This window comes from Anaerotruncus sp. G3(2012) (assembly GCF_000403395.2).
Taxonomy (GTDB): Bacteria; Bacillota; Clostridia; order Oscillospirales; family Ruminococcaceae; genus Anaerotruncus.
Genome location: NZ_KE159674.1, coordinates 96,294 through 110,688, shown reverse-complemented (window position 1 = coordinate 110,688; position 14,395 = coordinate 96,294). Strand labels below are relative to the sequence as shown.

General features: G+C 53.3%; 12 protein-coding genes. 3 read left to right on the top strand and 9 right to left on the bottom strand.

Annotated features, from left to right (window positions below; translation table 11 throughout):
• Nucleotides 1-155 precede the first annotated feature (155 nt).
• The 3 genes from C814_RS14285 to C814_RS14275 are packed head-to-tail and all read left to right on the top strand — an operon-like array spanning nucleotide 156 to nucleotide 3,128.
• A complete protein-coding gene (locus C814_RS14285) occupies nucleotides 156-1,295 on the top strand; it encodes an acyl-CoA dehydrogenase (protein WP_016316055.1) in 1,140 nt (379 codons plus the stop codon).
• A 19-nt stretch (nucleotides 1,296-1,314) separates the two neighbouring features.
• A complete protein-coding gene (locus C814_RS14280) occupies nucleotides 1,315-2,097 on the top strand; it encodes an electron transfer flavoprotein subunit beta/FixA family protein (RefSeq protein WP_016316054.1) in 783 nt (260 codons plus the stop codon).
• Nucleotides 2,098-2,114: 17 nt separating this feature from the next.
• On the top strand, nucleotides 2,115-3,128 hold the full coding sequence (locus tag C814_RS14275; RefSeq protein WP_016316053.1) for an electron transfer flavoprotein subunit alpha/FixB family protein: 1,014 nt from the start codon (nucleotides 2,115-2,117) through the stop codon (nucleotides 3,126-3,128).
• Nucleotides 3,129-3,246: 118 nt separating this feature from the next.
• On the opposite strand, the gene C814_RS14270 is transcribed toward C814_RS14275, so the two are convergent.
• From C814_RS14270 to C814_RS14230, 9 genes are all read right to left on the bottom strand, one after another.
• Nucleotides 3,247-3,558, bottom strand: coding sequence for a PadR family transcriptional regulator (locus C814_RS14270; protein ID WP_016316052.1), 312 nt, complete (start codon nucleotides 3,556-3,558; stop codon nucleotides 3,247-3,249).
• Nucleotides 3,551-4,969, bottom strand: coding sequence for a DUF1700 domain-containing protein (locus tag C814_RS22375; RefSeq protein ID WP_016316051.1), 1,419 nt, complete (start codon nucleotides 4,967-4,969; stop codon nucleotides 3,551-3,553). The genes C814_RS14270 and C814_RS22375 overlap by 8 nt, the downstream gene beginning before the upstream one ends.
• Nucleotides 4,970-5,087: 118 nt before the next feature.
• Nucleotides 5,088-7,628 (bottom strand): response regulator, encoded by a 2,541-nt coding sequence (locus tag C814_RS14260; RefSeq protein ID WP_016316050.1) that lies wholly within the window; start codon nucleotides 7,626-7,628, stop codon nucleotides 5,088-5,090.
• Nucleotides 7,629-7,666: 38 nt separating this feature from the next.
• Entirely contained in the window at nucleotides 7,667-8,017 is a 351-nt protein-coding gene (locus C814_RS14255; RefSeq protein WP_016316049.1) for an Hpt domain-containing protein, read from the bottom strand.
• Nucleotides 8,014-10,134, bottom strand: coding sequence for a bifunctional diguanylate cyclase/phosphohydrolase (locus C814_RS14250; protein WP_016316048.1), 2,121 nt, complete (start codon nucleotides 10,132-10,134; stop codon nucleotides 8,014-8,016). The genes C814_RS14255 and C814_RS14250 overlap by 4 nt, the downstream gene beginning before the upstream one ends.
• Nucleotides 10,135-10,501: 367 nt before the next feature.
• Nucleotides 10,502-12,400 carry a molecular chaperone HtpG gene (gene htpG / locus C814_RS14245; RefSeq protein ID WP_016316047.1) on the bottom strand — a complete coding sequence of 633 codons (1,899 nt, stop codon included), beginning with the start codon at nucleotides 12,398-12,400 and terminating at the stop codon, nucleotides 10,502-10,504.
• A 123-nt stretch (nucleotides 12,401-12,523) separates the two neighbouring features.
• Nucleotides 12,524-13,429: a DUF4097 family beta strand repeat-containing protein gene (locus C814_RS14240; protein ID WP_016316046.1), complete on the bottom strand. Its 906-nt coding sequence runs from the start codon at nucleotides 13,427-13,429 to the stop codon at nucleotides 12,524-12,526.
• The gene (locus C814_RS22370) at nucleotides 13,426-14,007 is read right to left on the bottom strand and encodes a DUF1700 domain-containing protein (RefSeq protein ID WP_016316045.1); all 582 of its coding nucleotides are present in this window, start codon (nucleotides 14,005-14,007) and stop codon (nucleotides 13,426-13,428) included. Before C814_RS22370 ends, C814_RS14240 begins: the two co-directional genes overlap by 4 nt.
• Complete coding sequence (locus C814_RS14230; RefSeq protein ID WP_016316044.1) at nucleotides 13,994-14,320, bottom strand: PadR family transcriptional regulator; 327 nt, start codon at nucleotides 14,318-14,320, stop codon at nucleotides 13,994-13,996. Before C814_RS14230 ends, C814_RS22370 begins: the two co-directional genes overlap by 14 nt.
• Nucleotides 14,321-14,395: the final 75 nt, after the last annotated feature.

Genomic DNA, 14,395 nt, shown 5'->3' with positions numbered 1-14,395 from the left:
CGCTCCATCTTTTGAAGTGGCTGACACCCCGCAGGTTTTGGGCCGTTGCCGGCAGTCCTCCGCAATGGATGCCATGGGCCTGCAAAGGATCAAAGCGATCCTTTGCACCTGCTTCGGCTGTGATCGGGAAGTAAAATATAGCAGGAGGAACGTATATGGACTTTGTATTGAGCAAAGAGCAGGAAATGGCGCGGCAGCTGTTCCGTGATTTCGCGGAAAAAGAGGTAAAACCGCTGGCGCAGGAAGTGGACGAGGAAGAGCGGTTCCCGAGTGAGACGGTGGAAAAGATGGCGAAATACGGCTTTCTTGGAATCCCGTTCACCAAGGAGCAGGGCGGCCAGGGCTGCGATTCGCTGACCTACGCGATCTGCGTGGAAGAGCTGTCGAAGGTCTGCGGTACGACAGGCGTTATTGTGTCGGCGCACACCTCGCTCTGTGCGGAGCCGATCCGCAAGTTCGGCACCCCGGAGCAGATCGAGAAATATCTGGTGCCGCTGGCGCAGGGCAAACACCTGGGCGCATTCGGCCTGACCGAGCCTGCTGCGGGAACCGACGCATCGGGCCAGCAGACCAAGGCGGTGCTGGACGGCGACCACTATGTCCTCAACGGGACCAAAATCTTCATCACCAACGGCGGCAAGGCGGATACATACGTGATCTTCGCAATGACCGACAAGAGCAAGGGCAACCACGGGATTTCGGCGTTCATCGTCGAGAAGGATTTCCCGGGCTTCAGCATCGGCAAAAAAGAGCTGAAAATGGGTATCCGGGGTTCGTCTACCACCGAGCTGGTATTTGAAAACTGCATCGTGCCCAAAGAGAACCTGCTGGGCAAAGAGGGCGAGGGCTTCAAGATTGCGATGACCACGCTGGACGGCGGACGGATCGGGATTGCGGCACAGGCGCTGGGCATTGCACAGGGTGCGATTGATGAGACGGTCAAATATGTCAAGGAGCGTAAGCAGTTCGGGCGCCCGCTGGCAAAATTCCAGAACACCCAGTTCCAGCTTGCGGACCTGCAAACCCGCGTGGATGCGGCGCGGCTGCTGGTCTACCGCGCGGCCATGGCGAAAGACACCAAAAAGCGCTTCTCCTCCGAGGCGGCGATGGCGAAACTGTTCGCGGCAGAGACCGCAATGGCAGTCACCACCAAGTGCGTACAGCTGTACGGCGGCTATGGATATACCCGTGATTACCCGGTCGAGCGGATGATGCGCGACGCGAAGATCACCGAGATCTACGAGGGTACCAGCGAGGTCCAGCGCATGGTCATCGCCGGCGCAATGCTGAAATAAGAGAAGGGAGCGCAAAGCATTGAATATTATCGTATGCATCAAGCAGGTTCCGGACACCAACGAGGTCAAGCTGGACCCGGTAACCGGTACACTGATCCGTGAAGGAATCCCGAGCATCATCAACCCGGATGACAAGGCAGGGCTGGAAGCAGCGCTGCGGATCAAAGACGAGAACGGCGCAAAGGTGACTGTCATTTCGATGGGCCCGCCGCAGGCGGATCTGGCGCTGCGTGAGGCGCTGGCCATGGGCGCGGACGAGGCGATTCTGGTGACCGACCGCGCATTCGGCGGCGCAGATACCTGGGCCACCTCTTCGACGTTGGCATCGGCAGTCAAGAAGCTGCCGTACGACCTGATTATCACCGGCCGTCAGGCGATCGACGGCGATACCGCACAGGTTGGCCCGCAGATTTCCGAGCATCTCGGCCTGGTTAACATCAGCTATGCGGAGAAGATCACTGTCAAAGGCGAATATGTCGAGGTTCAGCGGCAGTACGAGGACCGTTACCACGTCATCAAGGCGAAGATGCCCTGCCTGATTACCGCACTGGCCGAGCTGAACGAGCCGCGTTACATGAGCCCGAAGGGCATCTTCGATGCTTACCGGGAGAAAGAGGTTACCATCTGGACCCGTCCGGACCTGGATGTCGAGGATGGCAACATCGGCCTGAAAGGCTCGCCCACCCGCGTGTTCAAGTCGTTCACCAAGGCGCTCAAGGGCAAAGGCACCGTAGTGAATCTGGACGCGCAGGAATCGGTGGATTTCCTGGTCGAGAAGCTGCATGAGAAATTCATACTGTAAGGAAAGATGGTGGTAACATGAGTGTACAGGATTATAAAGGCGTATTTGTATTTGCGCAGCAGGTAGACAACAAGATCACCAGCGTTTCCTATGAGCTGATCGGCAAGGGCAAAGAGCTGGCAAACGACCTTGGCACCGAAGTGACCGCGGTGCTGCTGGGGCACAATGTGGAGCCGCTGTGCGAAAGGCTTGCAAAATATGGTGCGGATAAGATCATCGTGGTGGACGACCCGGCGCTGGAAGTCTACACAACCGAGCCGTACGTCCACGCACTGCATCAGGTGATTCTGGCCAAGCAGCCGGCGGTGGTGCTGTACGGTGCGACTGCGATCGGGCGCGACCTCGCGCCGCGTGTTTCCGCGCGTGTGCACACCGGCCTGACCGCGGACTGCACCAAGCTGGAGATCGACCCGGAGAGCAAAAACCTGATGATGACCCGTCCAGCGTTCGGCGGCAACATCATGGCGACCATCCTCTGTCCGGACCACCGCCCGCAGATGGCGACCGTCCGTCCGGGCGTTATGCAGAAGGGCGAGGTCAAAGACGGCGCTCAGGCGCAGATCGAGAAATTCGAGGTTGCAGACCTGGCGTCCCACAAGAATGTGGAAATCCTCGAGATCGTCAAGAAAACTGCGGGCAAGATGGACATTCAGGATGCGAAAATCCTGGTGTCTGGCGGACGCGGCATGGGCGGTCCGGAGAACTTCAAGCTGCTGGAGGACCTCGCAGAGGTTCTGGGCGGAACGATCTCGTCATCGCGTGCATGCGTAGATGCGGGCTGGGTCGAGAAAGACCGCCAGGTCGGCCAGACCGGTAAAACAGTCCGTCCGAACCTGTATATCGCGTGCGGCATCTCAGGCGCAATCCAGCATCTGGCTGGTATGGAGGATTCGGAAATCATCATCGCGATCAACAAGGACCCGGGCGCTCCGATCTTTGAGGTTGCGGATTTCGGCGTCGTCGGGGATGTACATAAAATCCTGCCGCTGCTGACCGAGGCAGTCAAGAAAGAGCTTGCAAAAAAAGAATAAGCCATTTTTTAGGGCGCTCTGCGAGATTCCTCAGAGCGCTCTTTTTTCCTATTTTAAAATTTTGTCCTCAACTTTTGATCCCTGCGGCTATGGATGAAAAATGCCACAATAATTCTACTTAAATTCCCAGTTCCTGTATCATTCGTTCCAGTTCCCTCCAATTTTTAATCATCTCTTGCAGACGCTCCCGGCCTTTTCCAGTGATCCGATAATATTTTCGCACAGGACCTCCGGAACACTCTTTGGTAAAGGTTTCAGTGTCTCCATTCTCATGCAGGCGGCGAAGAATCGCATAAACCGTCCGTTCCTGCAAATCCGGAAATCGCTCCGACATCTGGCGAAGCAGCTCATATCCATAAGGCTCCTGCTGCTCAACAAGCCAAAGCAGAGCCATTTCTACCACTCCTTTGAGCATCTGCCGGTCAATCATCTTTCCATCCTTTCTGACGCAGAAGCGCGTATCCTGCCAGAGCTATCCCCAACCAGAGCGGATTACAGCAGACCAATAGTGCTCCATGCATCTTTTCCGGATCATCCAAATAGTAGAGAAACTTAGAAAGCTCGTACAGCGCGGCAAATAATCCCGCATCGAGAAATGCCAGCCAGTCTACCCCTTCCCTCCCCCAGAGGAAGGAACACTCCCATCCAACCAATGCAATCAACATTCCAGCCACCACAAGCCCGGTTACGAGCGGCGCCAGAATGGATACAGAACCGTGTGGAATCCAGCCGTCTCCTTTTCGGGTAAACCACAGCGGAATGCAGCTGGACACAATCAAGGTCAAAATTGGGAATGCTATGCACCCTGCCAGCATGATTGCGCTTTTTTTCCAAGGGGGCTGCCTGACTGACCGTCCCCGGCCCTTTTTGACACAGAACCACTGAAGCAGAGGCAGGAACGGGATTCCATAACAAAGTACCGACGGTATCCACCAATCCCGGCGGATAAGCGGAAGACAGATCAAACATGCAAGCAGCGGAAAACTGCCCCATCCGATCAGGTTGAAAACCGCCTGCCTGCTTATGTCAGCATCCAACAAGCCTTTTCCCGCTGTTGAAAAAAGGAGTCCCAACGTTGCTGACAATGCAGCAGATACCAAAAGCGGGATGCAGCTTTCCAATATCATCCCGGCAATCGCTTCTGGCGCGTCAAGCCAATGCAGCATCTCTCCAATCTCCTGCATCGTGGAAAAAAGCCCAGCATACAGCATGGCGCTCCAAAAAATACGCCGCCCTCCCCAAACGATGGCAATCCCCCACGCCGCCAGCACAATGAGCATTCCAAATTTCAAAAGATGATGCATCATAGGACCCAACGACGCAGGCCCAAACGGCAGCCAACCGCTTTCTCCACCTGCGACCCGCAAAAGGACATGGATTAGCCCAGCCAAAATCAGAACCGGGACAATCGTGCACCCTGTCATAACCGCTAACCGTCTTTTTTCGGAGAGGAGACTCGATCTGGCATGACCGGTTCCAAGTAGAGTGATCTGTATCAACGGTACAAACAGAAGCCCATAGTGTAAGAAACGCGGCGCCTCCAGTATGCTCCAGCTGATTGGAAAGAGGGTCAGATATGCAAGAAGCAGGAAACTTCCCCAGACGATCAGGTCGAAAAGATGCTGATGCCCATAACTGCCGAATCTTCCTTCCGATTGAAGCTCCGAAACAATCTCAGCCGGCGTGCCAAATGCTCTGCAGAGCGTATTCTCATCGCGCCCCTCTGCGAGACCATCGGAAAAATATTCCCGATAGTCATCCAAAATCTCTTGTACCCGTTCCTCTGGAATCCGCCGTCGCAGCCTCGCTCGCAGTTCATCCAGAAACATTTGCTGTGTCAAACCATTCTCCCTCCTATACTGTATAATATACAGTAGTTTTCTCTATCTTATCATGGCTTCTCTGAAATTGCAAGAGGCCGGTGTGCATTTGCTGCATACCGGCCTCTGTCAATCTGTATTATTTCATATACTTTTTCAGCAGATGCGCCACTTCATCAACGTCAATCGGCTTGGCCACATGCGCATTCATGCCGCTGTCCAGACATTTCTTGATGTCCTCCGAGAATGCGTCAGCAGTCATGGCGATGATCGGAAGGTTTGAATCGCTGCGTTCAAGCGCCCGTATCGCTTCAGATGCTTGATACCCGGTCATCACAGGCATCCGGATATCCATCAGGATAGCGTCATAGAATCCAAGCGGGGATTTCTGGAAAAGTTCCACACACTCCTGCCCGTTTTCCGCGCGCTGCAACTCCAGGCCAAGGTCAGAAAGCAACTCCTCCGCAATCTCCCAGTTGAGATCGTTGTCCTCGGCCAACAGAATATGTCTGCCGCTGAAATGTTCGCTGCTCTCCAGGGTGTCCTCCTGTGCCTGCCACAGAGGGTCAACAAACTTCTTGAGGCCATAAAACAGCGTAGATTTAAAGAGCGGCTTGGAGATGAAACCACTGATCCCTGCTCCCCTGGCATTTTCCTCGATCTCGCTCCAGTCGTAAGCAGAAATCAAAAGCAACGGCACATCGTCGCCTGTATGCTTGCGGATCCGGCGGGCGGTTTCAATCCCGTCAATTCCCGGAAGTTTCCAGTCCAGGAGGATAATTTGATAGTCATCATGCTGACAATGGCGTTTTTTCACCATTTCTACTGCACTTTCGCCGTCCAGCGCCCACTCCGCGTTGACCCCGATCGACTCGAGAGAAGCGACTGTGCTCTCACAGAGCTGCTTGTCGTCATCCACCACTAGCATATTCCAGTTAGGCAGAACCATGTCCATCTCCTGAAGTTCTGCTTTTTCCATATCCAGAGTGACATGGAATTCGGTCCCTTTGCCGGGTGCACTGTTCACTGCAATCGTACCGCCCATCGCATCTACGATATATTTTGTGATCGCCATCCCAAGGCCGGTTCCCTCAGTTTTATGGACACGGGTATTGTCTTCCCTTACAAACGACTCAAAAACTTTTTTCTGGAATTCCTCAGACATCCCAATTCCGCTGTCCTTCACCTGTAGATGAATACGGACATATTTATCCCCTTTCGGGGACTCTTCCTCATAGAGTGCCACCTGTATGGAACCGTCCTCCGGCGTAAACTTAACCGCATTGGACAAGAAGTTCAGCAGAACCTGATTCAGGCGTACACTATCGCAATAGACATTCTCAGTAGAAATGTCATGAATGAACACATCAAAATGCTGCTTTTTTGCTTTCACCTGTGGCTGTATGATACTCACGATGCTGTCCATGACCTCCCGCAGAGAAACCTGATCCATATTGAGGGTCATCTTCCCGCTCTCGATCTTGGACATATCCAACACATCGTTAATCAATCCCAGCAGATGTTTGCTGGAAAGGGCAATCTTTTTCAAACAGTTCTGAAGCTGCTGGGGATTGTCGATGTTGGCTGTGGCAATGGCTGTCATTCCCACAATGGCATTCATTGGGGTGCGGATGTCATGGCTCATGTTAGAGAGGAACTCGCTCTTTGCCTTGTTCGCGTGTTCCGCGCTTTCACGGGCCTCTTCCAGCGCCACCATCTGTTGGTGCATCAGACGGAAATACTTCCAGAAAAGCAGCATCAGCGCGGCCAGAATCAATCCGCAGGCACCCAAGACCATCCATATCCACTGGCTGCTCAGATCGGTGACCATCTCACTAAGCTGGCCATAGGGCATGACCATCACCAGATACCATTCGGAATAGGGCAGCGAGGTGCAATAGACATGACTACGATCGCGTCCGATCTCGAGCACATTGGAATAAATCTCGTTTTTCGACATCGCTTCCTGCAGCTCGGACAGATATGCTTCGGCATCCGCGCCGCTGATCGTCGAAAACTCCGCCCGAATCCGGTCGAAATAACTCTCCCGGAAAACATCACTTCCCCGGATCACCATACTTCCGTCCTGGCGGATGATATGCAGGTTCACCAGATCATTGGTCTCCAGCGCGAGCGTATCCCTGATATAGTCAATCGGAAGCGCCGCCACCAGAGCGATACACACTTCGCCATCTGACATGGGATATTGTGAAGGCACACCCAGCAGCAGAATCCGGTTTCCCTCGTTGTCGGTACCTACCGCCACCTTCTCCTCACCGTTTCTCATCGACTGTAAAAACGGCGGCGGATCGGCTAGCTTCACCCCGTCCCCACAGATCATCTCAAAATTGCCGTCTTGGGAATAGAAAGCCAGCTCAACAAATCCTCTGATCCGCGCATTATAAGACAGCTCTTCCCGCAGGCTGTCCATACTAGCGGCTGTATCAGGCGGGATCATCTCAACCAAAGCCTCCATCTGTTCCAGACGCAGCTTCATCGTCGTGGCAAAATGCTGGGAAACCTGCTGGCTCATCCCCTCCATATAGGTCAACCCCACCCTGCTGATCGTGTCCGAACTTTTCCGGTTCATGATAACCGCCAAACCCGTAAAGGTTACCACGCAGAGGGTCAGCACCAGAATCAGACTGGTCTTCAGGAAACGAGTCGTTTCGTTTTTCAAATAAGATCACCTCAAAAGGTTATTTTCGCGTAGAGTTCTCATTCATCCAGCTGCTGGATTGCTCTGGCAGTCTGCCGGTAGTCGTCCGCTACCTTATCTATCAGCCCGGCAGCTTCCGCGCTCCAGCCGTATCGCAGCGCTTCGGTGAGGCGGGTGCTGGATTCCAGAAGCCTGCTGAACCCCAGATTCTGACACAGGCCCTTAAGGGTATGGGATGCGCGGAATGCCTCCCCATAGTCCCCCTTCTCAAGGGAACTGCAAAGCAGATCATAGCTTTTATCGTTGAGAAATTTCAGTGCAAATTTTTTTACCGTCTTTTCGCTGCGAAGGCGGGCTACTACCCCTTCATAATCTCCTCCAAACGCTGCATAGCATTCCTGTAATGTCATTTGGCATCCTCCTCTTCAGTCGATCCTGCGGCGGATTCGTGCGGATGATGAGCCGACGGCCTTCCTTCGCTTTCAATCGGAGAGATTCGGGAAAGAACATCCCGCATCATGTTATTATAAAAGCGATAGTATCCTCTGCCGTTTCGTTTCACTATGTAAAGCGCCTGATCTGCTGCATGGAACAAAGAGTCATAATCCGCGCCGAGCAGCGACGCTTCCGCAATCCCCATGCTGATTGAAATGTCCAAATTCCCGTAGTTGCCGGAAAGGAACGAGAAGATCCGCTTGATAATCGGCTCCACATCATCCCGATATTCCAGAAAGATCAGAAACTCGTCTCCGCCAATCCGGGCGGCAATATCGCATTTTCGGATCCTCTGCCGCAATTTTTCCGCCATATGTACCAGAACACGGTCGCCAAAATCGTGCCCATAGTTATCATTGAAAAATTTGAAGTGATCCAGATCAAAGATAACCAACGCGAACTGACTGTCAAGGCTGGACTCCATGCGCTTCACGATCTGCTTTTTCGCACTGGCATGGTTCAGCAGGCCGGTAAGCTGGTCGTGGGAAGCCATCCGCTCAAGTGTATCCATCTTAGCCTGAGAATCGTGGATATCAATCGCCTTTCCGATTGCCCCTGTATACTGTGGTGGATCATCGGCCGACCAGATCGACTGGATGATGATCCGTGACCATCTCCATCTTCCATGTTGGTTGACTTTAAAGACATGCGTTACCGTCGGGTTTTCGGGGGTGGTGGCATGCAGCGTCTCGATCATCCGCTGCCAGTCGCCCTCATTGAGCAGCGAGCGAACCCTTTTGTCGTTGAGCGGATCCATAATCAGCTCATCCAGCCCCAGCTGCTCGGCACCCCATGGGGTGATAGTCGCCATCGCGGGTGATACAGTATATTCGAACTGAGTTTCCTGCGTCATCTGCGCAAAGAATCTGTACTTCATCCGTTCATGCTCGAGCAGATAAAGGGTGCGTTCAGATGCCGCCAGCTCCTCATGGCGAACCATCTCGTCTGCGATATTGCGCATCTCCCGCTGGCTTGCCCGCGCCGGCGAATCGCTGCTCAGTTCCCTCTGGATGGTTTCGGCCGAATTGGTCAGGCAATCCAACAGCAGCGGATTGAACGTTCCGCACTGCCCATCCAGAATCATCTTCACCGCTTCCTCATGCGGGATCGCCTTTTTATAGACACGGTCGCTGGTCAGAGCGTCATAGACATCCGCCAGCGCCACAATCTGGGCGGAGATAGGGATTTCGTCCCCCTTTAATCCATCCGGATAACCCCGGCCATCGTACCGCTCGTGATGCCAGCGGCATATCTCAGCGGCAACCCTGACCAGCGGTTCATTCTGGTGAATTGGCATCTCTTTCAGCATGTTCGCGCCAATCATTGAATGGGTTTTCATCACCTCGAACTCCTCGGGCGTCAGCCTGCCTGGCTTATTGAGGATCGCCTCGTCAATCGCAATCTTCCCAATGTCGTGCAGCGCCGAGGCAGTGCTGATGAGTGAGATATCCGCCCGGGAAAGCTTATAGCGGTCAGACATCTGCATCAGCTCTTTGAGCATCAGCTCGGATAGAATATGAACATGGCGGACATGAAGCCCGCTCTCCCCATTTCGGAACTCTACGATCTGGCTGAGAATATCAATCATCAGGTTGCTGCGCTGCTCTTTTTCATAAATCTGATCTGCCACCAGACCCACCAGTTTTTTCTGCTTGGCATAGAGCAGGATGGTGTTGACCACCCGGCGGTGGACGATCAGCGCATCGAACGGACGGCTGATAAAATCGGTGACACCCATCTCGAACGCTCGCTCCATATGGGAGGAGCGGGTTTCCGAGGAAATGATAATCACAGGAATTTCCTCGATCCAGTGACGCTTGTTCATAACCGACAGCACCCCGAATCCGTCCATCTCGGGCATCACGATGTCGAGCAGAACAAGCGACAGATCCATTCCATACTTCTGAAGGGCTGCTACCGCCTGTACGCCGTCTTCCGCCTCCAATATCTCGTATTCCTCTCCCAGCATATCCGCCAGAATCGAACGATTCATCTCGGAGTCGTCCACAATCAGGATTTTCTGCTTCTGCATGTGCTGCAAATGGGATTCCCTTCCTTCTATATCAAAATATAAACTGGAACGAAACGAAAACCAATTTGGATGAACCATACATTGCTATTGCGCTGTTGCCCTTTTGGGGAATACCTGAAATCCGCTGCCCAACTTCCAATACTTATAAAATATTTTAAAAACAATTATTTTTTTAAAAACATCAGGCGCAGGGTAGCCACAATCCCACGTACCCATGTATTAAGATACCACAAAATATGCAGTTCCTGCAAGCAGTCGACACAGATTCTTTGCAGCAAATGATAAAAAAGGTGATATTCCACAAAAAGAGGGCCGACAAATAGTCCACTTTTATCCCAGGGACCATCTGCCGACCCAAAATATCCTGTTATTCTTTGGACATCAGGTCACAAACTGCATTAGAAAATGCAACCGGATCTTCGAGCGACATCCCCTCAATCAACACTGCCTGTGCATAAAGCAGACCCGCATATGCCTTCACCCTATCCTTATCCTCGGCATAGAGCTTCTGGAGGGTCGTAAACACTGGGTGGGACGGGTTCAGCTCCAGGACACGGTCTGCCTTGACCTGTCCTTCCGACCCGGGCATCGAGTTGAGTACCTTCTCCATCTCAAGGGTGATCTCCCCGCCGCTGCTCAGGCAGACCGGATGGGACTTGAGCCGGTCCGAAACCCGGACCTCCTTCACCTTACCGTCGAGCGACTCCTTGAGGAAGTCAAGCAGCTCTTTGTTGTCCTCATTCTGCTTTTTGGTCTCCTCTTTCTCCTGCTCGTTCTCCAGCCCGAGATCACTGTCTGAAACCGAGCGAAACTCCTTGCCGCCAAATTCCCGCAACATCTTGAGCGCAAACTCGTCCACATCATCGGTCAAGTAGAGGATTTCAAAGCCGTTGTCCTTGATCCGCTCGGTCTGGGGCAGGCGGTCGATTCTTTCCACTGTTTCGCCGCAGGCATAATAGATGTACTTCTGTCCCTCGCCCATCCGGTCGGTATACTCGGAGAGTGAAACCAGCTTTTTCTCCTTGCTCGAACAGAAGAGCAGAAGGTCGGAAAGCAGGTCCTTCTTCGCGCCGAACTCGTTATAGACGCCATATTTGAGCTGCAGACCAAAATTTTTGAACAGTTCCTCGTATTTTTCCCGCTCATTGTTAAGCATCGTGAGCAGTTCGGAGTGGATTTTCTTTTCCAGACGCCCCGCAATGATCTTGAGCTGACGGTCGTGCTGGAGCATCTCACGGGAGATGTTGAGGCTCAGATCCTGCGAATCAACCAAACCCTTCACAAAGCTGAAACAGTCGGGCAGCAGGTCCGCGCACTTCTCCATAATCAGCACGCCGGAGGCATAGAGCTGGAGCCCTTTTTCATACTCGCGGCTGTAGTAGTTATAAGGCGCGCGGGCCGGGATGAACAGCAGTGCGTTATAGGTCGCTGCGCCCTCGGTGCTGCTGTGGATCACCCGCACCGGGTCCTGATAATCAAAGAATTTGTCCTTATAGAAATTGTTGTAATCCTCATCGGTGACCTCGGATTTGCTCTTCTTCCAAATCGGCACCATGCTGTTAAGCGTCTCGTTCACCGTATACTGTTCATACTCGGGCTTGTCCTCCGGGCTGCCCTCCTTGACGCGGGTTGCAGGCATATCCATCCGAATCGGGTAGCGGATATAGTCGGAGTATTTTTTCACGATGCCCGAAATCCGATGCGGCTCGAGGAACTCGTCATAGCTCTCCTCGCCCTCGTTCTCCTTGATGACCAGCGTAATCTCGGTGCCATGCCCTTCCTTCTCACATTCCTCGATCGTGTAGCCATCCGCGCCGTACGACTGCCAGCGGAACGCCTGTTCCGAACCAAACGGCTTGCTCACCACGGTGACACAGGATGCGACCATAAACGCCGAATAAAACCCGACGCCGAACTGCCCGATTACGTCGATCTCATCGTTTTTCTCGTTCTCCTGCTTGAACGCCAGCGAACCACTCTTGGCAATGGTGCCGAGATTGCTCTCCAGCTCCTCAGCGGTCATTCCGCAGCCGTTGTCGGTGATCTTCAGGGTGCGGGCATCCTTGTCCACCACAAGGTTGATCGCAAAGTCCGCGCGGGAGAGGCCAGTTGTACCATCCGACAGCGAATGATAGTAGAGCTTGTCAATCGCGTCAGAAGCGTTGGAGATCAGCTCGCGCAGGAAGATTTCCCGATGGGTATAAATCGAGTTGATCATCAGGTCGAGCAGGCGTTTGGATTCCGCCTGAAACTGTTTTGTCTGCATAAAACAATCCATCCTTTATTCTCAATGTTTTAAAAAACAAAATAGTTAGCACTCATTTATTTCGAGTGCTAACTACACTATAATACAACCTGTTGGGAAAATCAAGTATAATTTGTGAACAAATTACCGGAATGTAATCACAGCCTCCCCGCTCATTGCCGAAATTTCGATCCGGTTGGGCTTGCCGGGTTGGCTCTGCTCCTCGCCGCCTGACCCGTCGATGATCTTCACCCGTGACAGCCCCTCCCACGAAGCCGCCTGTTCAATCTCATAGTCCTGCCGCTGCCCGTCAATTTCAAATATCACATCCCCGGACATCGAGGTGATGCTCGTTTTCCCGAGCGGTTTCCCCACAAACTTCAGGTCCCCGTCAACCGCATCGCAGGACAGCTCTGACGTTGTCACCCGCAGCAGGTTCAAATCGCTGGAAACCCCTGCAATCTCGGCATACCCGAGGTTCGAGTCCTCCACGTCGGCCCTCCCGCTGACCGTATTAAATTCAAAGGAATCGAACCGGCAGTTTTTCAGATGCAGGTCTCCCGAAACAGACGCATGGGAAAACTTCCCCGCCTCCAGCTTCTCTGCATTCATATCCCCATCGACCACCGAAAAAACAGCCTGTTCGAGCGCGGCGCCCTGCGGCAGATAGACGGTCACTTTCCCTTCCCAGTCCATCTTCTGGTTTGTAACGGCACCCATGAAATCTTTGAACCCGGTCTTTCTATCTTTTTCTTTCAGCTTCAGCTCTCCGCCCGACACAGACCACGATGTCCTGGCCGCGCTGCCGCGCCCTTTCCCCTTCAGGTCGGCTTTCAGCCCGTAGTGGTCGGAATAGACAACCTCAATATCCGCCGTTATCACCGCGATGTCGATCTCCTGGAACGCTTCCAGGTTCTGTTCATCAATATGGAACGTCTCGGAAACTGCGCGAACGTCCATCCCCAGCAGGATCCCCGCCAGTGTAAAAACGCCGCCCATCACCACCAGCGCACAGCACATGCTCCAAAATACTTTTACCGACTTTTTCATTTGTCAGACCTCCGTTTCATCCATTTTGCCGTCAGGCGGGAAATCCCGACTACCGCCATACGTGCCAGCCAGCAGGCCACCCAGAGGATTGCCGCGCCGAAACCCAGCGCAATCATCCCCCTGCCCACATAATAAAGCGTGCTGGCCGGGTCGGATACAAGGCTCGTCATCCCCACGACCGCGGAAAATATACCCACTGCCGCGGCCACCAGCCCGGCGGCCCCCAACCCAAGGAGAATCCCAAGCACCGAGACAATAACCGCGAAAAATACAGCCAGGATCGCGATCCCAACCGGCAGGGCGATTGGCGACGCAAGGACGATCAGCACCACCCAGCCGATGGGCCCCATTCCTTTTTTGCTGTCCGGCTGGTTTTCGAGCTGTTTGAACGCAAACTCCCGGATGATCTTGCCCGCTACCTCGGACGGGGACCCCAGCTCCTTGATCACCTCCTGTTCGTTTTCCGGGCCGGCGTCGTCAAAGTAGCCCTGATAATAGGCGACCGCATCCTCCGCGTCGCTCTGCGGCAGCCGTTTGAGCTTGGTGCGCAGCTGAAACATAAATTCATTCCTGGTCATCCCCGATACCCCCTAAAAGCAGTTTGTCCACGCCCTCCTGGAATGTTTCCCATTCCGAAACATACCGCGCCAATCGTTCCCTGCCAATGTCGGTCAGGCGGTAGTATCGCCTGTTCCGCCCATTGAACGGTTCATCATAAACGGTCAGCGCACCGTCCTTTTGCAGCCTGCGCAAAACCGGATAGAGCGTCGACTCCGAAACCTCGACAACCGATTTGACTGTCTGGGTCAGGACATAGCCGTAAGCATCTCCCCGGTTGAGCGTTGCAAGTACGCAGGCATCGAGCAATGCCGAGCCAAGCTGAAAAACCATGCAACCACTCCTATAAATAATATTATACAATGTATAGCATTGTCTTTACCTATATTATATGATGTATAATATAGT

Coding starts and splice junctions, on each gene's coding strand:
- C814_RS14240 (WP_016316046.1), bottom strand. CDS start 13,429: ATGAAAAAGTCGGTAAAAGTATTTTGGAGCATGTGCTGTGCGCTGGTG.
- C814_RS14255 (WP_016316049.1), bottom strand. CDS start 8,017: ATGACATTACAGGAATGCTATGCAGCGTTTGGAGGAGATTATGAAGGG.
- C814_RS22370 (WP_016316045.1), bottom strand. CDS start 14,007: ATGACCAGGAATGAATTTATGTTTCAGCTGCGCACCAAGCTCAAACGG.
- C814_RS14275 (WP_016316053.1), top strand. CDS start 2,115: ATGAGTGTACAGGATTATAAAGGCGTATTTGTATTTGCGCAGCAGGTA.
- htpG (WP_016316047.1), bottom strand. CDS start 12,400: ATGCAGACAAAACAGTTTCAGGCGGAATCCAAACGCCTGCTCGACCTG.
- C814_RS14285 (WP_016316055.1), top strand. CDS start 156: ATGGACTTTGTATTGAGCAAAGAGCAGGAAATGGCGCGGCAGCTGTTC.
- C814_RS14270 (WP_016316052.1), bottom strand. CDS start 3,558: ATGATTGACCGGCAGATGCTCAAAGGAGTGGTAGAAATGGCTCTGCTT.
- C814_RS14250 (WP_016316048.1), bottom strand. CDS start 10,134: ATGCAGAAGCAGAAAATCCTGATTGTGGACGACTCCGAGATGAATCGT.
- C814_RS14230 (WP_016316044.1), bottom strand. CDS start 14,320: ATGGTTTTTCAGCTTGGCTCGGCATTGCTCGATGCCTGCGTACTTGCA.